This window comes from Nitrobacter vulgaris (assembly GCF_002028545.1).
In the GTDB taxonomy this organism is placed as follows: domain Bacteria; phylum Pseudomonadota; class Alphaproteobacteria; order Rhizobiales; family Xanthobacteraceae; genus Nitrobacter; species Nitrobacter vulgaris.
Map to the genome: position 1 here is coordinate 32,707 of NZ_MWPQ01000049.1, position 22,865 is coordinate 55,571.

Annotated in this window: 25 protein-coding genes; 19 read left to right on the plus strand and 6 right to left on the minus strand. The window is 59.3% G+C overall.

Features of this window, described 5'->3' with window-relative positions; genetic code table 11:
- Positions 1-205: 205 nt before the first annotated feature.
- The 11 genes from B2M20_RS12915 to B2M20_RS12975 all read left to right on the plus strand — a co-directional run bounded on the left by B2M20_RS12915 (position 206) and on the right by B2M20_RS12975 (position 9,834).
- The gene (locus tag B2M20_RS12915; protein WP_079447668.1) at positions 206-1,471 is read left to right on the plus strand and encodes an MFS transporter; all 1,266 of its coding nucleotides are present in this window, start codon (positions 206-208) and stop codon (positions 1,469-1,471) included.
- A gap of 104 nt (positions 1,472-1,575) precedes the next feature.
- Positions 1,576-2,490, plus strand: coding sequence for a formylglycine-generating enzyme family protein (locus tag B2M20_RS12920; RefSeq protein WP_244553512.1), 915 nt, complete (start codon positions 1,576-1,578; stop codon positions 2,488-2,490).
- Positions 2,491-2,793: 303 nt separating this feature from the next.
- The gene (gene minC, locus B2M20_RS12930; protein WP_079447460.1) at positions 2,794-3,492 is read left to right on the plus strand and encodes a septum site-determining protein MinC; all 699 of its coding nucleotides are present in this window, start codon (positions 2,794-2,796) and stop codon (positions 3,490-3,492) included.
- An 18-nt stretch (positions 3,493-3,510) separates the two neighbouring features.
- Entirely contained in the window at positions 3,511-4,329 is an 819-nt protein-coding gene (gene minD, locus B2M20_RS12935; protein ID WP_079447670.1) for a septum site-determining protein MinD, read from the plus strand.
- On the plus strand, positions 4,326-4,607 hold the full coding sequence (gene minE / locus B2M20_RS12940) for a cell division topological specificity factor MinE (protein WP_079447461.1): 282 nt from the start codon (positions 4,326-4,328) through the stop codon (positions 4,605-4,607). Before minD ends, minE begins: the two co-directional genes overlap by 4 nt.
- A gap of 751 nt (positions 4,608-5,358) precedes the next feature.
- Positions 5,359-5,514 (plus strand): hypothetical protein, encoded by a 156-nt coding sequence (locus B2M20_RS20305; protein ID WP_244553513.1) that lies wholly within the window; start codon positions 5,359-5,361, stop codon positions 5,512-5,514.
- A gap of 804 nt (positions 5,515-6,318) precedes the next feature.
- The gene (locus B2M20_RS12955) at positions 6,319-6,519 is read left to right on the plus strand and encodes a hypothetical protein (RefSeq protein ID WP_139372911.1); all 201 of its coding nucleotides are present in this window, start codon (positions 6,319-6,321) and stop codon (positions 6,517-6,519) included.
- Positions 6,520-6,660: 141 nt separating this feature from the next.
- Positions 6,661-6,984 (plus strand): DUF2934 domain-containing protein, encoded by a 324-nt coding sequence (locus B2M20_RS20680; RefSeq protein WP_338013169.1) that lies wholly within the window; start codon positions 6,661-6,663, stop codon positions 6,982-6,984.
- 338 nt (positions 6,985-7,322) lie between these two features.
- A complete protein-coding gene (locus B2M20_RS12965; protein ID WP_079447463.1) occupies positions 7,323-8,507 on the plus strand; it encodes a 6-phosphofructokinase in 1,185 nt (394 codons plus the stop codon).
- A 304-nt stretch (positions 8,508-8,811) separates the two neighbouring features.
- Positions 8,812-9,432, plus strand: a complete 621-nt coding sequence (locus B2M20_RS12970; RefSeq protein ID WP_079447464.1) for a hypothetical protein — start codon at positions 8,812-8,814, stop codon at positions 9,430-9,432.
- A gap of 6 nt (positions 9,433-9,438) precedes the next feature.
- A complete protein-coding gene (locus B2M20_RS12975) occupies positions 9,439-9,834 on the plus strand; it encodes a hypothetical protein (RefSeq protein WP_079447465.1) in 396 nt (131 codons plus the stop codon).
- Positions 9,835-10,154: 320 nt separating this feature from the next.
- On the opposite strand, the gene B2M20_RS12980 is transcribed toward B2M20_RS12975, so the two are convergent.
- A complete protein-coding gene (locus B2M20_RS12980) occupies positions 10,155-11,354 on the minus strand; it encodes a pyridoxal-phosphate-dependent aminotransferase family protein (protein WP_079447466.1) in 1,200 nt (399 codons plus the stop codon).
- 319 nt (positions 11,355-11,673) lie between these two features.
- On the opposite strand from B2M20_RS12980, the gene B2M20_RS12985 reads away from it, so the two are divergent.
- From B2M20_RS12985 to B2M20_RS13000, 4 genes are all read left to right on the plus strand, one after another.
- On the plus strand, positions 11,674-11,946 hold the full coding sequence (locus B2M20_RS12985) for a hypothetical protein (protein ID WP_079447467.1): 273 nt from the start codon (positions 11,674-11,676) through the stop codon (positions 11,944-11,946).
- A 100-nt stretch (positions 11,947-12,046) separates the two neighbouring features.
- Positions 12,047-12,238 carry a hypothetical protein gene (locus B2M20_RS12990; protein ID WP_079447468.1) on the plus strand — a complete coding sequence of 64 codons (192 nt, stop codon included), beginning with the start codon at positions 12,047-12,049 and terminating at the stop codon, positions 12,236-12,238.
- A 94-nt stretch (positions 12,239-12,332) separates the two neighbouring features.
- A complete protein-coding gene (locus tag B2M20_RS12995; RefSeq protein WP_079447469.1) occupies positions 12,333-12,767 on the plus strand; it encodes an HIT family protein in 435 nt (144 codons plus the stop codon).
- A 340-nt stretch (positions 12,768-13,107) separates the two neighbouring features.
- The gene (locus B2M20_RS13000; RefSeq protein WP_079447470.1) at positions 13,108-13,584 is read left to right on the plus strand and encodes a hypothetical protein; all 477 of its coding nucleotides are present in this window, start codon (positions 13,108-13,110) and stop codon (positions 13,582-13,584) included.
- Positions 13,585-13,750: 166 nt separating this feature from the next.
- Here the strand turns inward: B2M20_RS13000 and B2M20_RS13005 are convergent, their stop codons facing one another.
- From B2M20_RS13005 to B2M20_RS13020, 4 genes are read right to left on the minus strand one after another with little or no spacing between them, the layout of a single operon-like run.
- Positions 13,751-15,010, minus strand: a complete 1,260-nt coding sequence (locus B2M20_RS13005; protein ID WP_079447471.1) for an adenosylmethionine--8-amino-7-oxononanoate transaminase — start codon at positions 15,008-15,010, stop codon at positions 13,751-13,753.
- Positions 15,007-15,648, minus strand: coding sequence for a dethiobiotin synthase (bioD, locus tag B2M20_RS13010; RefSeq protein ID WP_079447472.1), 642 nt, complete (start codon positions 15,646-15,648; stop codon positions 15,007-15,009). The genes B2M20_RS13005 and bioD overlap by 4 nt, the downstream gene beginning before the upstream one ends.
- On the minus strand, positions 15,645-16,781 hold the full coding sequence (locus B2M20_RS13015) for an 8-amino-7-oxononanoate synthase (RefSeq protein WP_173815998.1): 1,137 nt from the start codon (positions 16,779-16,781) through the stop codon (positions 15,645-15,647). Before B2M20_RS13015 ends, bioD begins: the two co-directional genes overlap by 4 nt.
- Before the next feature lie 43 nt (positions 16,782-16,824).
- Positions 16,825-17,118 carry a Dabb family protein gene (locus B2M20_RS13020; RefSeq protein ID WP_079447473.1) on the minus strand — a complete coding sequence of 98 codons (294 nt, stop codon included), beginning with the start codon at positions 17,116-17,118 and terminating at the stop codon, positions 16,825-16,827.
- A gap of 234 nt (positions 17,119-17,352) precedes the next feature.
- Here B2M20_RS13020 and B2M20_RS13025 point away from each other — a divergent pair, with 234 nt between their 5' ends.
- Genes B2M20_RS13025 through nadC form a run of 4 tightly spaced genes read left to right on the plus strand, consistent with a single transcriptional unit; the run spans position 17,353 to position 21,777 of the window.
- Positions 17,353-18,330: an NUDIX hydrolase gene (locus B2M20_RS13025; protein WP_079447474.1), complete on the plus strand. Its 978-nt coding sequence runs from the start codon at positions 17,353-17,355 to the stop codon at positions 18,328-18,330.
- A gap of 51 nt (positions 18,331-18,381) precedes the next feature.
- A complete protein-coding gene (nadA, locus tag B2M20_RS13030) occupies positions 18,382-19,365 on the plus strand; it encodes a quinolinate synthase NadA (protein WP_079447475.1) in 984 nt (327 codons plus the stop codon).
- Entirely contained in the window at positions 19,362-20,891 is a 1,530-nt protein-coding gene (locus B2M20_RS13035; RefSeq protein ID WP_079447476.1) for an L-aspartate oxidase, read from the plus strand. Before nadA ends, B2M20_RS13035 begins: the two co-directional genes overlap by 4 nt.
- A 22-nt stretch (positions 20,892-20,913) precedes the next feature.
- Positions 20,914-21,777 (plus strand): carboxylating nicotinate-nucleotide diphosphorylase, encoded by an 864-nt coding sequence (gene nadC / locus B2M20_RS13040; RefSeq protein ID WP_079447477.1) that lies wholly within the window; start codon positions 20,914-20,916, stop codon positions 21,775-21,777.
- 127 nt (positions 21,778-21,904) lie between these two features.
- Here the strand turns inward: nadC and B2M20_RS13045 are convergent, their stop codons facing one another.
- Positions 21,905-22,165 (minus strand): hypothetical protein, encoded by a 261-nt coding sequence (locus tag B2M20_RS13045; RefSeq protein WP_079447478.1) that lies wholly within the window; start codon positions 22,163-22,165, stop codon positions 21,905-21,907.
- Positions 22,166-22,865 lie beyond the last annotated feature (700 nt).

The window sequence follows — 22,865 nt, forward strand, 5'->3', positions numbered from 1 at the left end:
GGACGGCGGATCCGCTTTGGCCCGCAGCAGCCGATCGATCGTTGCCCTTCGGAAATCGATAGACGCGAAAGTCGCCCGGGGATACTCTGCAGGATAGTTCAAGACCGCTTGTCACTTGCAGGGAGCGTTACTTGATGGTCACAGTGTGTGGCCGGACGTGGAGCTGGATGCTCCTGCAAGCGCTGTCTCTTTGTTGGGAGATGTCGTGAAAAATCCGGTCATCGCAGCTGATGTGACGCTCCAGCCCTCGGGCAACTCCAGGGTTTTGTGGATTTCGTCCCTGGCATTTGCGCTCGGTTTCGCGGTTTGGGGAATGTTTGCCGCGCTCGCCCCATTCTTAATCAAGTGGTACGATTTCAGCGCGACCCAGGTGCTTGTCCTGACAGCAATGGAGCCTTTCTTCGCGGCGGCGGTCAGCATTCCGCTCGGTATCTTGAGTGACAAGTTCGGCGGTCGGAGCGTTTTCACGCTTCTGCTTCTCACTCTCACCCTTCCTCTTCTTTTCGGATACTTTGCCCAGGGCTATTACACTTTTCTGATTGTGGGCACGCTGCTCGGACTGGGGGGCGCGAGCTTCGTCGTCGGCAACGCTCATGTTTCATCTTGGTACCCCAAATCGAAGCAGGGGACAGCCCTTGGTCTCTTTGGTATGGGCAATGTCGGCATTACCGTCGGCATGGTGACCGTTACTTTTCTGATTACCCGTGTTCTGACCGGCCCCGATGGCTGGCGCCTGATATTCCCAATCTTCGCTAGTGCTACATTCTTGATGGCCTTGGTCTATTGGTTCTTTACGTCCGATCCGCCGAACAGGAAGCTCAAGAAAACGTCGCTGCGTGACATCTTCGCCGTATACCGTTCAGGCGCGGTGGTGTGGCTGGTGACGTACCTTTACTGGGTCTCGTTTGGCACCCTCACCTTCTTCGCGTCGGCCATGTCGGTCTATTTGCTTGACCAATGGCATGTGGATGCCATCCGGGCCTCCATGGTTTATACTCCGCCATTGGTGGTCTGTGTCGCAGCTACCCGGCCTCTGGGTGGCTGGCTGGCCGATCGGTCGGATCCGTTTCGAATCCTGAGCTGGTTGTTCGGTATTATGGTCGTTCTGGCCGTGCTGATGGCCTTGCAGATCTCGCTGCCGATCCAGCTGTTTGCCATGTATGGGCTTGCGCTACTGTCCGGTGCCGCCGCCGCGGCCGTCATCAAGCTAATCCCAATGTACTTTGTGCATGTCGGTGCGGTCAGCGGGCTCGCCAAGGCCGCCGGCGCCGCCTGTGGCTTCGCCATGACGATGATGCTGGCCACTAGCAAGCAACTTCTGGGCGAATACACCCTGGGCTTTGCGATCTGGGCATTCATGAACGTCGCCGCATTCTACATCGTGTTTTCGAGGGTTGGCTTCAGGGACACAAAACCGTCCTTGGAACAACCGAGTGCGGCTCAAAAGATTCAAACAGCAAGCGGCGCGTAACCGACCGAAGCTCGCCTCAATGATGCTTAGTGGGACATTTTGGAGCTCGTGACCTTTTCTCTGTCTTCGCTCCGCCTCCTGCCATCGCCGACGGATGTATTGTCATGTTTTTCATCACTGAGCTCCAGGAACTCATCGGCTCTTGGTGGCGCGCTGCGCCAGGTCTGACATCGTTAGTGAGGCTATGCGCGCTTAGCGCCGCAATCATCGCCCAGATGACGCCGGCGTCCGCTCAGGAGATGGCGCAACCATCGACACAGGAGCAGTCGCTGAAGGCCAAGGACGTGTTTAAGGATTGTGCGAATTGCCCCGAGATGGTGGTGGTGCCGGCCGGAAGCTTCGAGATGGGGTCGCCCACAAGCGAGCCGGGGCACTCCGCCGAGGAAGGCCCGCAACACCTGGTCACCATTGCTCGACCGTTTGCAGTTGGCCAGTCTGAGGTGACCTTCGACGAATGGGATGCCTGTGTCGCCGAGGGCGGCTGCAATGGCTACAAGCCCTCCGATGAAGGCTGGGGCCGTGGCCGCCGCCCGGTTGTCAACGTTTCCTGGGACGATGCCCAGTCTTACGTCACATGGTTATCGAAGAAAACCGGCAAGTCGTATCGGCTGCTCTCGGGGTCCGAATATGAGTATGCGATGCGCGCTGGGACACAGACGGTCTATCCTTGGGGCGACACCGTGGGCACGAACAACGCCAACTGCCACTCCTGTGGCAGTCAATGGGATGCCAAGCAAACCGCGCCGGTAGGATCGTTTCCGCCGAACGGGTTCGGTCTCTATGACATGGTAGGAAATGTCCGGGAGTGGACGGAGGATTGCTACCACGACACATACAACGGTTCGCCGACAGATGGCTCGGCTTGGATCAAGGGCGGCGATTGCTATCATCGTGTCGTGCGCGGCGGGTCCTTTCTCCTCGCTCCTGCCTTCCTCCGCTCGGCGAGCCGTTATTGGTTCACCTCCGACTATCGGCTTAGGTATCTTGGTTTTCGGGTCGCTCGGACGCTTGCACCCTAGATTTCGTTCATCGCTAGGGGCGCCCAGCCTCTGATTTTGCCGAGCCCCCATAACGCTCGGCGGCCTCGCCCAGCCATTTCCTTGACCTTGTCTACTGCAGAAGCGGCCGCACCTGTGTGAGCGCGCCATGGACTTCGAATTCGCGGTAGGTCCTGCGCAACGGAATCACCGTTCCAGCGCATCAATACGAGTTTCTTAACATTGTGCCACCAAAACATGGCTCGTTAACTGGTCATTAACCAACCGTGCTCAATCTAAAAATTAAGCAATGGTAAACCATTCACGCACGGAAAGCCGTCATTCATGGACTCAAAAGTCGAGCCACAACGCCAGGTGATGCGGCTCCGTGGCCGGTCTTACATCGCGTTTGTCTTCTCGCCGTTCATGCCGATCGTGGACTGGCTTGGGGAGATCGACGCGACCCTGGCCCGTTCATCCGGCTTCTTCGCCGGACGTCCGATAGTACTCGATCTTTCCGCAGTCGATCTGAGCTCGCACGGTATCGCGCACTTGGTTTCAAACCTTGAAAGCCGCGGCATCCGCGTTCTTGGTCTCGAAGGCGTGGAGCCCACAGGGTTGGATGCAGGCTTGCCGCCCGTATTGAGCGGCGGACGTGGTTGTGTGGTCGAGCAGCAGGTCGAGCCCAAGAAAGTGGATGACCAGCCGCCGCCGACCCCGTCGCTGCTGCTCCAGTGTCCTGTTCGATCAGGGCAGCGCATCGTGTTTACCGAAGGCGACATCACTGTGCTGGGCTCTGTTGGCTCCGGCGCCGAGATCGTCGCCGGAGGCTCCATCCACGTTTACGGGACGCTCCGAGGACGGGCGATGGCCGGCATTAACGGAAATTCGGCCGCCCGGATCTTCTGCCAGAAGATCGAGGCAGAACTTGTTGCCATCGACGGCTACTACCAGACAGCAGAAGATATCGGTGAAACGATGCGTCGTCGAGCCGCGCAAGCGTGGCTGGACGGCGACATCATAAGAATAACGCCGCTCAATTAACATACAAAGGAGGCCATGATGGCCAAAGTCTTGGTCGTGACATCAGGCAAGGGGGGCGTTGGCAAAACCACGTCCACGGCCGCGCTTGGTGCAGCGCTTGCGCGGGAGGGACAGAAAGTCGTCGTCGTCGATTTCGACGTCGGTCTCCGTAACCTGGATCTTATCATGGGAGCGGAGCGCCGTGTTGTCTTCGACCTCGTCAATGTGGCGCAGGGTGTTGCAAAGCTCTCGCAAGCCCTCATCCGCGACAAGCGACTCGAAAGCCTCTGGTTACTTCCTGCGTCGCAGACGAGGGATAAGGATGCCCTGACGGACGACGGCGTTCGCGACATTATCGCCGATTTGCGAACGAAGTTCGATTGGGTGATTTGCGACAGTCCCGCCGGCATCGAACGTGGTGCAACGCTGGCGATGCGCTACGCAGATGAAGCCATTGTCGTTACCAACCCTGAAGTCTCGTCTGTTCGCGATGCCGACCGCATCATCGGCATGCTTGATTCCAAGACTGTCAAAGCGGAGGCGGGCGAACAGATGAAGAAGCACGTCTTGATCACCCGCTATGACATGGGGCGAGCGGCACGCGGCGAAATGCTCAGCATCGACGACATTCTTGAGATCCTCGCGATTCCGCTTCTTGGGATTATTCCTGAAAGCCAGGATGTCCTGCGAGCGTCGAACGTCGGCTCTCCAGTCACGTTGAATGACGCTGCGAGCATGCCCGCGCGAGCCTACACAGACGCAGCCCGGCGCCTCAACGGCGAGACGATCGCTATGATGGTGCCGACTGAGCAACGCAGACGCTTTATGGACCGGCTACTTGGACGGAGGGCAGCATGAGTCTGAACCTTCTCCAATTTATTCGCCGCCGCTCTGGTTCTGCACCGGTTGCTAAGGAAAGATTGCAAATTCTCCTGGCCCACGAGCGCGAGCTACGCAGCCAGCCCGATGTACTTGAAGTTTTGCGCGATGAGATTCTCGCTGTGGTGTCGCGACACGTCGCGCTGGATCCGAAAAAGGTAGTTGTCCGAATGGACAGAGGGGAAACCGTGTCTACCCTCGAAGTTGACATTGAACTTCCGAATGGCTTCGACAAGCGGATCGCGGTCGCCAGCTGACCAGGTTCGGTCCTCGAAAGAATTCCTTGGAGGCGTCCGTTTGCGCAGCCCCGTGAAGTGGGCAGAACAATCTCAGTTGTCTACATCAGGAACCATTCTCATACGTGGAGATACGACATGAACCTTCTCATTCCGCCTCGCCATAGGGAGTTATTCCCGTCGTTGAAAAATCAGATCGCGAGCGAACACACTAAATACGGTCCAATAACTTGGAACGGATATCTTCGCGTTCAGACCGACGATCAAGAATTGATCGATGAACTCAAACAGAAGCTGGACGCTCAACCAACGTAACCGACACCAACAGCCCGGCTGCTCTTCGTTTTAGGCATCACGGCGGACGTTCGTCTCAAGTTCCAGCTCCTGCAGCCGATAATTGACTACGTCACCGATGTTGACGATACCGGCTAGCTTATTGCCGAGTAACCGGCAAGTGTCACGTGCGTCGTAAGGTCCATCACGTGAGTGATGCTTTCGTCCGGAAAAACCGTAGGCTTCCGCGTCCCCCATTCGGCTTTTGAATAAGACAAGCAAAGGTCCGCGCATTGAGAGATGGGCGGACTCTCCCGAATTGCAGGTGCCGAAATAATCGGAACAGAGAGGCAGCCTGAGCGTTGTCCGCCCCGGCGATTAGACGTGACCTTGCCCGCCCGCGCTAATGGCCGCGGCGGGCTTTTTCTTTGAGTAGCGCGTGTGGCCCAAGCGTGCGACGCCTCCCGGCATCCCGGCCGAAAGCGCGAAGCCTGCGTGAATGCCAGGATTCATCAAGCCGCAGCTCGCCACGCTTAAGTCGAAGGCGTCCCCGGGCGGTCAGTGGCTCAATGAGATAAAGTACGACGGCTACCGGGTGCAGCTGCAGGCGAGCAGCGGCCGCAGGACCGTCTTTACCCGCGACGGCGTCGACTAGACCAAGCGCTTCTCGGGGATTGCGCGCGCTCTCGATATTCCCGGCCCAACCATCATTGACGGCGAGGCGGTCGTCATCGAGGACGGCCGCGCAAACTTCTCTGAGCTTCGGGCAGAATTGGCGGGCAGTAAACAGGCCGCATCGAGTACTACGCATGCGACCTGCTCCACCTCGACGGCTACGACCTGTGCTATTCCTCAGATTGAGCGCAAGCGGCATCTCAAGGAGCTGTTCGGGCGACTGGGCTAAACCGCCGAGCTCTACAGTGAGCACCTGACGGGCAACGGCGAGGAGATGTACGCACACGCCGCGAAGCTCAACTCGGAGGGCACTGTCTCGAAAAGCCTTACCGCGGCCTACGATTACCGCAACGAGGGCTGGCTCAAGATACCGCGAAGCGCGGCGCGTTCCCAGTCGTCGGTTTCGTCAAGGACCCCACGGGGCGTCGCCGCGCTCTACCACGGCAAGGTAGGAAGGCGGCGAGCTCGCCTACAGGATACGCTAGCAGCTCGATACGGTCGTCAGCCCGAAGTCACGACTCACGAAGCCTTTTAGGAAGCCGAAGGCGACGTGGGTAGAGCCGTCCTTCATGGCCGAAGTTTGCGACATCACATCTGAGGGATTGCAGCGGCAAAGCTCGTTGAAGGGGCTTACAAAGATGGATCGGGCGTACATATTACGCACGGGGCCCTCTCCCCCAAGGACCCCGCACGGCCCCTGCGCCTCTTGCCCCCGGGAGCACCGCGGGGCCGTGCCCTATTCGGAATGCGCACCAGCGAAGCCTTCGAAGATCAGGTGGTGATGATGACGGATCATAGACTTCGAGCCGGAGCATTCTATTTGGTCATACGCACCTTCGACCCCAACGCCGAACTTTGGGAAAACGAAAGGGTGCCGGCCCGCTTCGCCGGCTATGTCGGCGGCGAGCGCACTTGGAGTTTCCTGGGCAAGGATGGCGTCTCCGATTGGCCGGTGGGCTGGGTCGGGCCTGAGATTGTTCCGTGAACCGAGACCGCTTTCTGCTGCTTCGGAGCGGGGTGCTTTTCAGGAACTAAGCCCTCTCGCTCGGTCTTTATAAAAGACCTGCCCGGCCACGATAAAAGACCTGCCCGGCCACGCCGGGCCATCGAAAGGCGGGCCACTACCATGCGAAAAGAGATCGAAGAAGTCATGAAGGATACCGCAGCAGTCGGCCTATCGGCCGCCGTACTCGGGTTGGAAATAGGGACGGAGCTCGCGCGCAAGACCTTAGCCGAGGTGTCGCGCACAGACCACGTTACCCCGCCCGCTCCCGCAGCTCCCGAACCACCCACCGAAAAGGAGATCAGTATCCGCGCCTACCAACTATGGGAACAGGCCGGCTGCCCTGAAGGCCGCGATAAGGAGTTCTATTTACAGGCCGAGAAGGAATTGAGTGAGAAGGAAACGCTAAGTTCGATGCGGACGCGACCCGCGCTCAATCCCGAATGAAAGATAGTTGCTTGGCAGGGCAGCAGCCAAGATTGTCCCTAATAGGTCAACCGACCCCGGAGCATGTTAGCGGCCGGTTCAGGATGGCCGGATCAGCACCATCGAGGTAGTTAAAAAACTCAACGTCACTGCGAGATCGCCAATACCGAGGCATGGCAGCGTGGTATGGCGCGACACCGCCATCGGTTAGCGCTCCCGCCAACAAGGAATGCCCCTGGCTCAGAAAGAGCCTTTTCATGTAGGCTTGAAGCCAGACAGCGCGTCCCTTCAAAGCGTTTTCACGAGATAAGCGCCCAAGTAATGCGCGATGGGCTGTGCATATTTAATCGGAGGCGGACTTGGGGAAAAAACGCATTGGCATTCTCACAGGCGGCGGCGACGTCCCCGGTTTAAACACAGTCATCAAGACCGTCGCCTATCGCGGCAGTGAGAACGACGTCGAGGTCGTGGGTCTCCGCCGTGGCTGGGAGGCCTTGACGCATCTGAACCTCGAGGACCCGACAAGCAGGTCTCACTATCTCATACCGTTGAGCCGCGACAACACACGCACCATCGACCGGCGCGGCGGCACCGTGCTGCACTCGAGTCGCACCAATCCGTCCAAAATGAAAAAGTTGCCCGACCATCTGGCTGGCACTGACCTTCCGTTTTCCATCAACAACGGCGACAGCGAAACCAAGACCTGGGACCTGACCGGCCAAGTGCTCGCTAACTTGTCAGGACTTGGCATCGAGCACCTGATTGCCATTGGCGGAGACGACACGCTCAGTTATGCGGCCAGGCTCGACAAGCTCGGCGTCAAGATCATCGCCATCCCAAAGACCATGGATAACGACGTCCGCAACACCGAATATTGCATTGGCTTCTCGACCGCGATCACCCGAGCGAGCGATGCCATTCAGCGCCAGCGCACCACGATCGGTTCGCATGAGCGCATTGGCATTTTCCGGGTGTTCGGCCGAGATGCCGGGTTTTCGGCGCTCTTTACCGCGTACGCGACCTCAATCCGGTGCGTCGTACCGGAGTACAAGGTCAATCTGGACAGGCTGATCCAGTTGCTCCTCGAGGAGAAGCGAGCCAACCCAAGCAACTATGCGTTGGTCGTGCTCAGCGAGGGTGCCGAGTGGGAGGGCTATAGAATGCAGGAGTACGGCGAGCCTGACCCCTACGGTCATCGCAAAAAGGCGAGCGTCGCCGAAACCCTTGCCGACGAGATCAAGCGGCGCGCCGGCGAGGAGACGATCGTATCCGACCTGACCTATGATCTGCGATCTGGGGATCCGGATTTCATCGACAAACTTGTCGCCCTGACTTTCGGAAACATGGCCTACGATGCCGTTCTGGAAGGTAGGACCGGCCTGATGTCCGCTTTAGTCGAGGGCCGCTACGACCTCGTGCCGATCCCAGACCCCAAGCTGGGACCGCGCAAATTGGACATCGCCACCACATACAACATTGAACGCTATCGTCCCATCTACTCCGGTAAGCGAGGGCTACCGATCTTTCTCAACCGCGCGTCTTAGGGTGACAGAGACCTCCAAGAGCACGCCCCATAGGCGAGGTTGGGCAAAGTAGTGCCGGCCAGATGAGGCTGCTCGTTAACGCCTTCTGTTGAGATCATGAAGGAGGTCAGGCTTCAGTGTCTGCACAGGACCTCTGGTCGATAACCTGAGCCAACTCGGCGACCAAATGGAGCGACCTAACATTCTCTGTGGAGAACAATAGAAATGCCGACTTCGATCAAGTCAGACAAGTTTTTCAAGTGGAGGGAGGGGAATAAGCTTGTTCTGATTCGTGGATGTCGCGTCACGAAGGTTGGGAAACGGGATGCCCAAACCGATTGTCAAATCGTCACAGTTTCGTTCAGACCTTGACCGCTTTCTGGGTGATGCCCCGCTGGTCGGTGACGAGAGGCAGGAAGACTACGACGCGTTCTATGAGAACATCGTCAGCTCGATGTCCCAGCCTGATGTTATCAACAAACTCTATCTGAAGGATTTCGTGGATTTGTCTTGGCAAATCCGTCGCGAGCGTTTGATTTTGGCTGACATCATCAGACTTTTCCAAAAGGAGGTCGTTCTAGACCTGTTGAAAACGGCATACAAAAAGCTCAGCGGGCCAATTGAAAGCCTGACAACAGTGGACCGGTTTCTCGGCGCTGACCGTGAGGCTCAGCGCTGGTTAGGTGATCCGGCCGCCCGTAAGGAAATCGACGCGGATTTGCTGGCGCGAGGATATTCGCCTTCGACGGTGTTGGCTCTCGCCTACCGCAAAGGCGCGGCAGAGATCGACATGGTGGAGCAGCGTATTGCGTCGTACGAAATCCGAAGGTTGATGGCGCTTCGGGAAATCGAACGTCGTAACGAGCTAGCTGCACGACAGTTAAAAAAATCAACAACCCGTCTCATTGAGGGTGAATTGGGCGCATTCAAAGAGGCAGCGGAGTAACTCACCATGGCCTCGGCCCGACAGATCGCCGCGAATCGAAAAAATGCCCAAAGAAGCACCGGACCAATTTCTCAAGCTGGCAAAACACGGGCAGCGAAGAATGCACTTCAGCACGGATTGGCACGCACCGGCTCACCATTCAGGCAGGAGATCGAGGGATTTGCGCGCCTTCTTTCGAAGGATACGAACCAGGACGATCCCACGTTCGCCAGCGTTGAAGCTGCCTACGCGCAATTGACCCTTCTGCAAGTGAGGAAAGTTAAAGCTACAATATTCAATCGCTTTTTCAAAAGCGATCGAACGCTTGACGACAGCATTCGGCTGAACGAGGAATTGAGGAAGATCGAACGATACGAAAAGCGTGCCTTTTCAAGGCGCAAACGAGCAGTGCAAAATCTCTAATCCGGCAGAACGAAGCCAATTTTCATGAGTGAAATCAAAACTGGTTTGTGGATTTGCCGACAGGATGGTTTGTGCGGCCGCCTAAAAAAGACCATGCATTCCTCCGCCAAATGTCAGCCTTGGACATCTCGGCTTCACTCAGGAGGAGGATGCGGAGGGGTGAACGGTCGTGGGAGCGATACCGCCTTTGAGAACGTAGAGAGTATCTCCGTTGACGGCCGTGAGGGCGACTACGTGCCCGCTCTTCGTTTATGCTACTTCCTTCAAAGATCGTCGGAGCGCCGCGTTGTCGCGAGCCCCGACGATCGAAGTGATTCTAATCAGGCCACGACAGCTTTCAACATCGGCGAAGCCTCGCGCCCTTTGAGCACCTCCATCGCCGCAGCGACGCCGCCCGCGCGATGCGGCACCTTGGCGATGTCTAGGCTCATCTCGATGCCTGCCAGGGCTCCCATCAACATCAGGTCGTTCTGATGGCCGAGATGACCAATGCGGAAAGCCTTGCCCTTGATCTTGTTGAGGCCAGCACCGAGCGACATGTCGAAATTGTCGAGCACCACCTTGCGGAACGCGTCGGCGTCGTGTCCGTCAGGCATCATGACGGCTGTCAGCGCCGGCGAATAGGCATGCGGATCCTGACAGACGAGGTCCAGCCCCCACGCCTTCACGGCAGCACGCGTCGCAGCGCCGTGACGCTTGTGGCGAGCCCATACATTCTCCAGACCCTCCTCCTCCATCATGGCGATCGCGACCTTCAGACCGTAAAGCAGATTGGTGGCCGGCGTGTAGGGAAACGAGCCCTCCACATTGTTGGCTATCACCGGATGCCAGTCCCAATAAGCGCGCGGCAACGTGTTGGACTTTGAGGCCGCCAGAGCCTTTTCAGACACCGCGTTGAAACCGAGACCGGGCGGCAACATCATGCCCTTTTGGGAACCTGCGATCGACACGTCGATACCCCAGGCATCGTGCTCATATTCCAGCGCGCCGAGGCCGGAGATAGTGTCGACCAGCAGCAGCGCCGGATGTTTGGCGCGGTCGAGGGTTTTGCGAACCTCGAGGGGATGGGTGACGCAGCTCGTGGACGTCTCGTTGTGCACGATCATCACGGCCTTGATCTTGTGCTCCCGATCGGCCTTGAGCCGCTCCTCGATCAAGTCCAGGGGGGCGCCGCGCCTCCAGTCGGTCGGCAACACATCGACATCGAGCTTGAACTTGTTGGCCATGGTAAGCCATAGCGTCGCGAACTGGCCGGTCTCCGCCATCAGCACTTTATCGCCCGGCGACAACGTGTTGACGATCGCGGCTTCCCAGGCGCCGGTGCCCGACGACGGATAGATGATGACCGGCTGCTTGGTGCGGAAAATCCGCTTGGCGTCGGCCAGCACCTCATGGCCCAACACTGCGAACTCCGGACCGCGATGATCCAGGACGGGCATATCGATGGCGCGCAGCACCCGGTCAGGCACATTGGTGGGGCCTGGGATCTGAAGGGTATGTCGTCCTGTGTGCAGCGTCATCGGGGAGCGTCCTTTCCGGGAATTTGTCGTATTGCAGGTCGAATACCACTATCCAGCGGCGTTGTCCCGCGCTCGCACGCCCCCTGCCGGACCGCCCTCGGGAGATCCAGTTCGAGCCGCCCCGTCCGTCGCGCGCGATGAGTCATCCCAGTCCGCCCAGAGTTCCTCTGCCCTCAACCCCTGGGGCATTGACAGCGGCTGAGGCCGGCCCGAACATGGAACCAGCCCACAACAATTTCTCTTTTCTGCTTTTACAGATATCTCCAATAAGCTGTACGCAGGATTCGACGCTCTATCCGCAGCACAGGAGATAGGTCCGATGATTCTCTTCAATATTCTGCCGGCGAGGATTTTGGCTGCCGTCGTGGTTTCGATGGCCATCTCAACGTCCGCAGGGGCGGGGCATCGTCACCACAAGCACCACCATCACACCCATCCTTCGGCCGAGACCGATATCTACCTCCACAACTACGGGCCTGCCGTCACGCCGGATCAACCCTTCGCCTATTACGACGGACCGATCAGCGTGCATTGCAACCAGGGCGCCGCCACATACCGAGGGCAGGATGGCCGCCCGCATCCCTGCAATTGACTGCTTGGTGCAAGGGAACGCTCACCGCGTGCAAGCGCGTCGATCGCAAGATTCCGCGTAGGTATGGGCTCACGGGCAAGAGGAGACGACAAGGCCTCCCATGGATGAATCGGACGATGGATACGACTACAAGCGCTATCGAGACCTTCTCGCCGAGGCGACGGATGAATCAAAGCGGCTGGAGTTGATCGACTTGCTGATCAAGGAAGGCGCACGAGATCAACTTACGCGCGAGCGGATCAGGCGGCTTGGCCTGACAAAGCTGATGGATCGGCCGCGCAATCGGGACTAGGGCCAGTGCGGCAAAATCCGAGGGTAGCGGTTGCGCCGGCATTTACCGAGCAGAATGCGGCTAAACGCAGCTTGAACAAGCCGGGATAGACTTAATGAGACTAGTGCCAGCCTACGACGACCAGAATATTTTCGCGAAGATTCTTCGCGGCGAGCTGCCGTGCTTCAAGGTTTACGAGAATGCGCATACATTCGCGTTCCTTGACATCATGCCGCGCACGCCGGGCCACACGCTGGTGATCCCGAAGGCCCCTGCCCGCGGAATCTTCGACATTTCAGCGGATGATCTGGCGGAAGTCGCGCGAAGCAGCAAGACGATCGCGGTAGCGGCCATGAAGGCCTTCGACGCCGAAGGCACCATCATCCAGCAGTTCAGCGAAGCCGTCAGCGGACAGGTGGTGTTTCACCTGCATATGCACGTCATACCGATGAAATCGGGAGTGCCGCTTCTGCCGCCCCAGAGCCAGCAGGAGGACGTCAAGGTGCTCCAGGATCACGCAGCCCGGCTGATCGCCGCGATCGGCGCGTAGCGAGCCAGGCTCAAGCCTGCGACCGTGGCGGTTGACCGGAAACGGCCGTCGCCTCGATCTCCTTTCCGTTCTCGTCCTCCGCGATGCGCATCAGTTACGGGCAAACGAGCGCAGAGTAGCAGATGCAAGAACGTCATTCAGCGCTGTCGTCGGCAAGCCTCGAAAGAGTTCGAAGTTTGAAAGGGGCCTGGCGAGACAGCGGCGGAATTTTATTCATTCGCGAACAGTAATGCGCCCCTGCGCAGAATGACAGTAAATTGCGTTTGCGCAATTCCTGCCGAACTGCCTTATCTTACAGTTTGAACCCGGCGGCTCGAAGCTGCCAGACTACGGGTACTTCATGGATGATATCATCGTTGCGCGTGCGCTACATGTCCTTGCCGTGGTCGTCTGGATCGGCGGCGTTTCGATGGCGACAACGGTGGCTTTGCCAGCGCTCCGGCGCGGCGATCTCGGGCCGGACCGGCTGAAAGCGTTCGAAGCGATCGAGCGGCGTTTCATCTGGCAGGCGCGCGCGTCCGTCATCATCGTCGGCTTGAGCGGCCTCTACATGACGTGGCAGCTCGACCTTTGGGATCGGTTCCGGATGCCGGCCTTCTGGTGGATGGACGCCATGGTGGGGCTTTGGCTGCTGTTCACTTTCGTGCTGTTCGTTGGCGAGCCTTTGATCCTGCATCGCACCTTTCATCGGCTGGCGACCGAACAGCCGGACATGGCCTTTGCATGGCTGCACCGGGCACACTGGATTCTGCTCGGGCTCAGTCTGACGACCGTCTTCGCAGCGGTCGCAGGAAGCCACGGCTGGTCGATCTTCTGATGGTGACCGCCGTCAGCCGCCGCAACGATGTCGCCTGGAGCATTTTCGTTTCTGATTGAATCAGAAGCGAAGCTCTGGATTTTTGTTTTAACGCGTTTTCTTCACGCGAGCAGGTCACCATCCCCGGGGGAAGCCCGAGGATATGCCTCGCTCGAAAACGCTATAGTCAACCGATCCCGTCGGCAATCTCGTCGATCGCGTCAAAAACGCTGTCGAGTTCGTGCGGCGTGCTGCAGTAAGGCGGCATGAGATAGATCGTGTTGCCCAGCGGCCGGACCAGCAACCCGCGGCTCAAGAAGCCGTCGTAAAGCCGCGGCCCGATGCCGGCCAGATAGCCGGCGTCATCCGCGACGACATCCAACGCGGCGATGGTTCCGATCTGACGAACGTTGATAAAACGCCGATCCTCGCGAAAGCGGTCAAGACCACTGGTTTGCGCGCGCGTGACGGCGGCGATGCGCTCCATCACCGGTTCGCTTTGCCAAATCTCCAGATTCGCGCAGGCGGCCGCGCAGGCGATCGGATTCGCGGTGTAGGAACTGGAGTGAAAAAAGGTCTTGCTGCGATCCGTTGAATAGTGGGCATCGAAGATATCCGCGCGGCACAGCGTTACCGCCAGCGGCAGCGAGCCGCCGGTCAGGCCCTTGGAGTAACAGGCGATGTCGGGCGTCACGTCGGCCTGCTCGCAGGCGAAGAGCGTTCCGGTGCGACCCCACCCCGTCATGACTTCGTCGGCAATGAACAGAACGCCGTGAGCCTCACAGATCCGCTTCATCTCCGCCAGAATCCAGGCCGGATAGATCAGCATGCCACCGGCACCAAGGATCAGGGGCTCCACGATCAGCGCCGCGACGCCGGTGTTCCGGCACGCCATCGTGATCGTATCCAGCGTGGCCTGCTCACGACCTTCGGAGGGAAAGGGAATCCGCTCCACATCGAACAACAGCGGATCGTACGGCGCGTTGAAAACGCCTCGTTCACCCACCGACATCCCGCCGATGGTGTCGCCGTGATAAGCTCCTTCCAGCGCGAGGATCCGGCTGCGCCGCTCACCCCGGTTCCGCCAGAAGCCGAGCGCCATTTTCAGCGCGACTTCGACCGAGGTCGAGCCGCTGTCGGAAAAGAAGACGTAGTCGAGTCCTCGCGGCGTTATCGCAACAAGCTGTCGCGCGAGCCTTTCGGCCGGTTCGTGGGTGAATCCGGCAAAGATCACCTGATCGAGACGGTCGGTCTGATCCTTGATCGCCCGCACGATATGCGGATGACGATGACCGTGCGTCACCACCCACCACGAGGAAATCGCATCGAAGATGCGGCGGCCGTCGACGGTTTCAAGCCAGGCGCCCTCGCCCCTGGCGATTGATATCGCCTCCGGCTGCAGCGCGTGTTGGGTAAACGGATGCCATACTGGGGATGCCGGCTTCATCGGGCCGGTGCCTTCAGAAAATCGCCGATATCAAAACCGTCGGCAAAAGCCTTACGCAAGGTAGCGGGGGCCAATGGCATGACATAACCCAACCGGCCCAGACGTTTCACCTTTCCCATATCGACGATGATCCGTTCGGTTTCGACGTTCTCTTCTCCGATGAAGCTGACGCCGAGTATCGTAACGTCGCGCGCCCGCAGCGCCTCGATGGACAACAGGCTGTGGTTGATGGTGCCGAGAGCCGTTCGGGCGCAGAGCACCACCGGCAGGCGCCACCTCGCCATGAGATCAAGATAGGTAACGCTGCGCGTCAGCGGCACCAACAAACCACCTGCGCCTTCAATCACCAGGGGGCGATCCGCGCTCGGCACCTCCAGCGTCCGATGCTCGATAGTTACGCCGTCTAGCTCGGCGGCGAAATGCGGAGACGCCGGCGTCCGCAACCGATAGGCCTCCGGCAATACGCGCTCGGGCGCGAGTCCCGACAGACGCAACACGGTTTGCGAGTCGGTTTCCTCGTCCAGTCCCGATTGGATCGGCTTCCAGTAATACCCGTCGAGAGCCCCGGCAAGCGCAGCCGAGAAAACCGTCTTGCCGACGTCGGTATCGGTCCCGCTGACGACGATCCGCGCGCTCACGCAGCCAACCGCATGTCTTCTGCCAAAGCCGCGAACAAGTCCGCGACGATTGTCTCGTTGACATGGAGCGTCAACGCGATGCGCAATCGCGCCGTGCCTTCAGGAACCGTCGGCGGGCGGATCGCCCGTATATCGAAGCCTCTGCGCTGCAACGAGGCCGCCAGCTCCACCGCCACCTGATCGGCACCGACAATCACCGGAATAATCTGCGAGCCGGATGGCTCGATATTGCAGCACCGACGCAGTTCGTTGCCGGCAAATTGCACCAGATGCGCCAAGCGCTCACGCCGCACGGAATTGGTGTGAGAAAGTTCGAGCGCTGAACGCGTTACCGCGGCGGTGAGAGGCGAAGGCGCGGTGGCATAGATGAACGGCCGCGCGCGATTGATCAGGAAGTCGCGGATGATCTTCGGCGCAAGAATGAAGCCGCCCGACGTTCCGAGCGCCTTGCCGCACGTGTGCAGCGTGATGACGTTGTCGCGTCCTTCGAACGGCGCGGCAAGCCCCCGCCCCTGCGGCCCGAGCACGCCGGTCGCGTGGGCTTCGTCGATCACGACCATTGCCTCGTGCCGGTCCGCGACAGCCAACAGGTCAGCGAGGTTCGGATTGTCACCGTCCATGCTGTAAAGGCTTTCGACCGACAACCAGGGCCGCCCCTTGCCGCCGGCCTTGCGCCATTTCACGATCGCCGCATCAAACGCATCGGCATCGTTATGCCGGGCGCCGACGGATTCAGCGCGGCCAAGACGAACGCCGTCATGGACGCTGGCGTGGATCAGCTCGTCATGCACGACGAGATCACCGCGTTGCGGCAGGGTCGAGAAGATGGCGAAGTTGGCGACGTAGCCACCGCCAAAATAGAGCGCCGATTCAGCGCCGAAGAAGGCTGCGGCTTCGCGTTCCAGCGCTTCATGTTCAGGATGATTGCCGCGCAACAGACGCGATCCACCCGACCCGACCGGCACTCCTCGGGCCAGCGCATCCGCAGCAGCTTGTCGCAATTCCGCGGATTCAGCCAATCCGAGATAGTCGTTCGATGCGAGATCGATGCCCGCGCGCCCACGCAACGTCCGGAGACGCCCCCTGTCCGCGAGCGACTGTAAATCTTTCGTATAAATTCCGTGCATCGTCATGTGTTGCGCTTAACCTCGCCAGCGGCGGCAGTCCCGCTACAAGCTAATCGGCCGGCACATCGTAATCGGCTGCAAATCGCATGTCCCGAAGCGGCTGCACCCGCTTCGTCGATGCCTGGTAGAGATCATGCGCCTTGTAAGCTGCAAGTTCCGCCTCGCTGTCGAACTCGCCATAAACCACGACGTCGATGTCGTTGCCGAGCTGATCGGTCTTTCGGTTGCGCGCCACCTCGAGCCGGCGCGCGTGCGGGATTGTGGCAAGCGGCGACAGGCCGTCGATTATTTTGTCGATATCGCCTTTGTCTTTCGCAGTGAATAAAACGATGTGACGAATCATGGCTGGCCGTAGGGCAGAGAGAGGGTGATCCAGGCCGCATGACTATCTTGCGATCAGGTCTAACGCAACGCTCACGACGCGGGGCACGATATCCGATGCAGGGAGCAGCATTTCATGAGCCGGGACATCCTGTTGAATGTTCCGCGAAATACTGCCCATATGAGCATTCTTTAATGTCCGCACCGGACGCACCCGATCTCAGTGCATGAGCACGTTCGATGATGACCGCTTGCGATGAGTGATCCGCTTGTCAAATCCAAGGTGCCCGTGCACTCGGCGTCTCCTGCCTCCCCACAGGCAATTGCGGCGGACCTCATTGCGCTCCTAGTGGCGGTGACTGCCGGAGACCCCCGTGTTCTGACAATCCAGGATCAGAATGCGTTGCCATCGGGTCCGTTCGAACTGGCTCATCGCTCTCTGCAATCGGGATTGCGGGCTTGGGTCGAACGCCAGACAGGGCTGCCGCTAGGCTATGTCGAGCAGCTTTACACCTTCGCGGATCGGGATCGCACCAGCGCCGCCGACCAGCGCGTCATCTCGATCAGTTATCTCGGCCTCACCCGCGAGCAGGCCGGGTCCAACCAATATGAAACGAGTTGGCGCAGTTGGTATGATTATTTCCCTTGGGAGGACCATCGCCTCGGTACGCCAATGATGGAGAAAACGCTGCGGTCCGGCCTCGCGGCGTGGATCGCAGAAGCACCGGACCGGACAGCGCGAAGCAATCGCCGGCAGCGAGCGGCGAGGCTGTTTGGGTTGGACGACCACATCTGGAACGAGGAACTCGTCCTGCAAAGGTACGAGCTTATGTACGAGGCACGACTGATCCCGGAAGCCCTCCGTGGCGATGGCCCGCCCGCTTCGACGGCCGCGTCCGTGCCGGGTGATCCCATGATCCTCGACCATCGACGGATTCTGGCGACCGGCATCGCCAGACTTCGCGCCAAGATCAAATACCGCCCCGTCGTATTCGAACTAATGCCCGAGACGTTCACATTGCTGCAATTGCAACGGTGCGTTGAAGCTCTGGCGGGAAAACTTGTGCATAAACCGAACTTTCGTCGTTTGATCGAGCAGCAGGAGTTGGTGGAGGATACCGGCGAGACCAGCCAGGAGACCGGGGGACGGCCAGCAAAACTCTTCCGTTTCCGCCGCGCCGTGTTGGCTGAGCGTGCGATTGCCGGGACCAAATTACCCGTCTTGGGGACTTGACAACACTTATACTCAACATCAGTATAATAGGCGTCCGAGTGGAGTATAGTCATGTCGTCCGTTTTGGAACTGCGGCCATCGGCCCGAATCTATCCCAAAGTGCGGCACGCGATCCCCCGGATCGAATGGCCCGCTTTCGCCGAGGACGTTGATGCGATCATCGAGCTGAAGAAGCGCCGCAACGCAGTCGTGCTTGCGCATAACTATCAGACGCCGGAGATCTTCCACGGCGTGGCCGATATCGTTGGCGACAGCCTCGCGCTGGCCCGCAAGGCAACGGAGGTGGAAGCCGACGTGATTGTGCTCGCCGGGGTGCACTTCATGGCCGAAACAGCCAAACTGCTGAATCCGTCAAAAACGGTCCTGATTCCTGACACTGGCGCCGGCTGCTCACTCGCCGACTCGATTACGCCCGAAGATGTGCGACTTCTACGAAAAACCTATCCCGGTACTCCGATCGTCACTTACGTGAACACCTCGGCCGCGGTGAAGGCCGAGTCGGACATCTGCTGCACGTCGGGCAATGCAAAGGCCGTTGTCGAGTCCCTCGGCGTCGAACGTGTCATCATGCTGCCCGACGAATTTCTGGCGAAGAACATCGCTGCCGAAACCCACGTCAAGATTATCGCCTGGACCGGGCATTGCGAAGTGCACGAGCGCTTCAGCGCCGACGAGGTGCGGCAGTTGCGCGACGATTACCCCGGCGTGGTCGTGCTGGCACATCCGGAATGCCCGCCGGAGGTTGTCGCGGAAGCCGATTTCGCCGGATCGACCGCCGCCATGGCTTCCTATGTCGCTACCCGACGGCCGCCTCGGGTCGTTCTCCTGACGGAATGCTCGATGAGCGACAATGTCGCCGCTGATCATCCTGGCCTGGAATTCATTCGTCCCTGCAATCTGTGCCCGCACATGAAGAGGATCACGCTCGGTAATATTCGCCACGCGCTGGAGACGATGCAGCACGAGGTCACGATCGACCCGGGCATCGCTGCGCGCGCACGCCTCTCTGTCGAGCGAATGCTAGCTGTCGGATGACCGCGCTGCATGACACCAACGGCGCCGCGGTCGTTATCGGCGGCGGCCTTGCTGGCCTGATGACAGCGCTCGCACTGGCGCCGCGACCGGTGCTGCTTTTGAGCAGCGCGCCGTTGGGTCTCGAGACATCGAGTATCCTCGCACAAGGCGGCATTGCCGCAAGCATCGGACCGGACGACAACGCAGCGCTGCATCTGGCCGACACCCTCGCCGCCGGTGACGGGCTTTGCGACCAGCGCGTTGCTGCGGCAATCCTCGCCGGTGCGCCGGCTGCGATCGAGCGGCTTATGCAGCTCGGCGTAGTTTTTGATCGCGATACCGACGGCAACCTCGCGCTTGGCCTTGAGGCAGCCCACTCGCGCCGCCGGATTGTCCATGCCGGAGGTGATGCGAGCGGCCACGACATCATTCGTACCCTGGTCCGCAAGGTCTATGAGACGCCTTCGATCACTGTATGCGAGGCCACCAGCGCACAGCGTTTGATCGTCGAGGACAATACGGTGAGAGGGGTCGTCTGCCAGACCGAGCGTGATCTGGTTGCTTACGCCACCGGTCACATCGTCATCGCGACCGGAGGCATCGGCGGATTATTTCTGCACGGAACCAATCCGGCGGGATCGTGCGGGCAAGGACTAGCGCTCGCGGCGCGCGCCGGCGCCACCATGGCCGATCTTGAATTTATCCAGTTTCATCCGACGGCGCTCGATACCGGCTCCTTCCCGCTGAAACTGATCAGCGAAGCGGTGCGCGGCGAAGGTGCGACTCTCATCGACGAAAACGGCGATCGTTTCATGGCGGATACGCCCGGCGCGGAGCTTGCGCCGCGCGATGTCGTCGCGCGCGCCGTCTGGCGACATATGGCCGCAGAACATCGGGTATTTCTCGATGCGCGGAACCTCCGAGGGATCGACTTCACCCGACGCTTCCCGGCGATCACCTCGTTTTGTCGCAATGCAGGGATCGATCCCCTGACACAGCCGATCCCGGTTCGTCCCGCCGCGCATTATCACATGGGTGGAATCTCCGTCGATAAACACGGAAGAACATCCGTTGAAGGTCTCTGGGCCTGCGGTGAGGCCGCTTGCACCGGCCTTCATGGGGCAAACCGGCTCGCGAGCAACTCGCTTCTGGAGGCAGTCGTGTGCGCCGGTCTGGTCGCTCAGGATATTGCCGCCACGGCGCCTGCGAAACGACGCCCCCCCAGAATGACGGATGCAGGCGCCGGCTGCGATCCGACCTTGATCCGGCCGATTCTGTCCCACGCCGCCGGAGTTTTGCGAGATGGCGACAAGCTGCGTGCAGCCGCGCGCGCGCTCTTACCGCTCGCCGCCTCCCAACAGGCAGCAGGCGACCCAGCTATTGTCGCCCTGATGATCGTGATCTCGGCGCTTCGCCGTGAAGAAACCCGCGGCGCCCATGCGCGCACTGACTGTCCCGAGCGAGCAATCCGAGCGATGCGAACAACATTGCGTCTTTGCGATGCGTTCGACGCCGCACAAGACTGCGTTCCCGATTTGGTTAGTTAGTTAGCTCGTACGCAAGGACACAATGTCGCTCCCTGCCCTCCCGCGCATCATGATCGAACCACTGGTTCGTATGGCCTTGCTTGAAGACATCGGCCGCGCGGGCGATCTCACGACCGACGCGATCGTACCAGTTGGCCACCGGGCCACGACCCATATTGTCGCTCGCCAGCGAGGCACCGTTGCCGGGCTCGATCTTGCTCGGCTCGCCTTCGAACTCATCGACCCGGCAATCCAGATGCGTATCGAGCACGACGACGGTGCGGTCGTCGAGCCCGGTGCGGTGATCGCGACCTTGTCGGGTCCGGCGCGGGGGATTTTGACAGCGGAACGGGTCGCACTGAATTACCTGTGCCGTTTGAGCGGAATCGCCACGGCGACAGCGTCCGTTGTCACCGCGATTCAAGACCACAAGACGAAAGTGGTCTGCACGCGCAAGACGACGCCGGGATTACGCGCGATCGAAAAATACGCGGTCCGCGTCGGCGGAGGCAGCAACCACCGGTTCGGTCTCGACGATGCGGTTCTCATCAAAGACAATCACGTTGCCATCGCCGGCAGCGTCACCGAAGCGCTGAAGCGCGCAAAGAACAGCGTCGGCCATCTCGTCAAAATCGAGCTAGAAGTGGATACGCTCGATCAATTGCGTGAAGCACTCGATCAGGGCGTCGATGCCGTGCTGCTCGATAACATGACCGCCGAGATGCTCCGGGAAGCCGTTGTGATGGTCGGAGGTTGCGCCGTGACCGAAGCTTCCGGCCGCATTACGCCGGCAACGGCGTCAGCGATCGCTTCAACGGGCGTCGATCTCATTTCGATCGGCTGGCTCACGCACAGCGTCGGCATTCTCGACCTCGGCCTTGATTTTCAGGACCAAGCGAGCGCTTGATCCAACGTCGAGTTGCGAACGGGGATGTCGGCGGCTGATAAAGCCCCCGCAGGTGATCAATACTGGTTAGCCAAACCAGACAGTATCACTCAGGTCGCCAAGACACGAACTCGTCCATGCGCTCGGTTTAATTCGAAGGCGGTCGTTTCCGAAAAGGATCCGCTGCTTCATCGTGCCCGTTGCGGCTACTAATGAACATCAGGGCCATCAATCCACATCCGATGACGATCGAAAAGAACGTGCCAAGACCAAGCGCGATCCAGCCATGTTTTCCTATCTCGACTTCGGAGGTCTGATTCAAGATCAAGATCATCCACACGCCTGTAGCTATCAGTATGCCTGTCAGCGCAACTAAAATAACGAGTCTTCCTTTGCCCATACTTTCCATCGTCGTGCCTTTCCTTTTGTGTCTGACCGCTCAAGCCAACTCCGCCGAAGTCTGTCAAATCCCACGCTACCGGCCATCATAATGGACGCCGTCGCTTATCTCATTTTCGCTCGTTGTCGCGTTTTCTGCGCAAGTCCAATGCTAGCCCCAGAGAAGGTTTTCTGCATGTCGTTCTAGCAGATTTAAAAGTGGAACGCTTCCTCAAATGATACATAAAAAATATATCTTTACATGCGCCCTCAAAAAAGGGAACCCCGCCGAAACCAAATCTTGCAAAAACCTCTTTTTGCCGGTTGCGAACCTGTTTCGGTCGACGCTTACCATGGGCAGCTTACAGGGTGTGAGTGCGGCTGACGCATCACTCACAGCAGGTGTGCGGCTTTGCCCTGACAGCGAACCCGCGCGATTCCGCCTCGCAGCTTTATTTCGCCCTCGAGGGCTCCTCGGGTGACCAACATAGTGGCAATATATTTCGTCTGAGATCAAAACAACTCCAAAACCGGCAGGGCTGTTCTTGGCCCCTTCGCTGGCCCGTTTTTGTTGGCTGTAACGTGTGCGCTTGTCACTGGACGGCTTGAACCAGGAACCCTGCTACATTGCATGAGTTAACTGGCTGGACGGGCTAATTGCCTCTATCCCTCGTCCGCTCCTGGCCCGTCGGTGTACCCCCTTCACCGGCGGGCTTTTTGAATCGGGAACG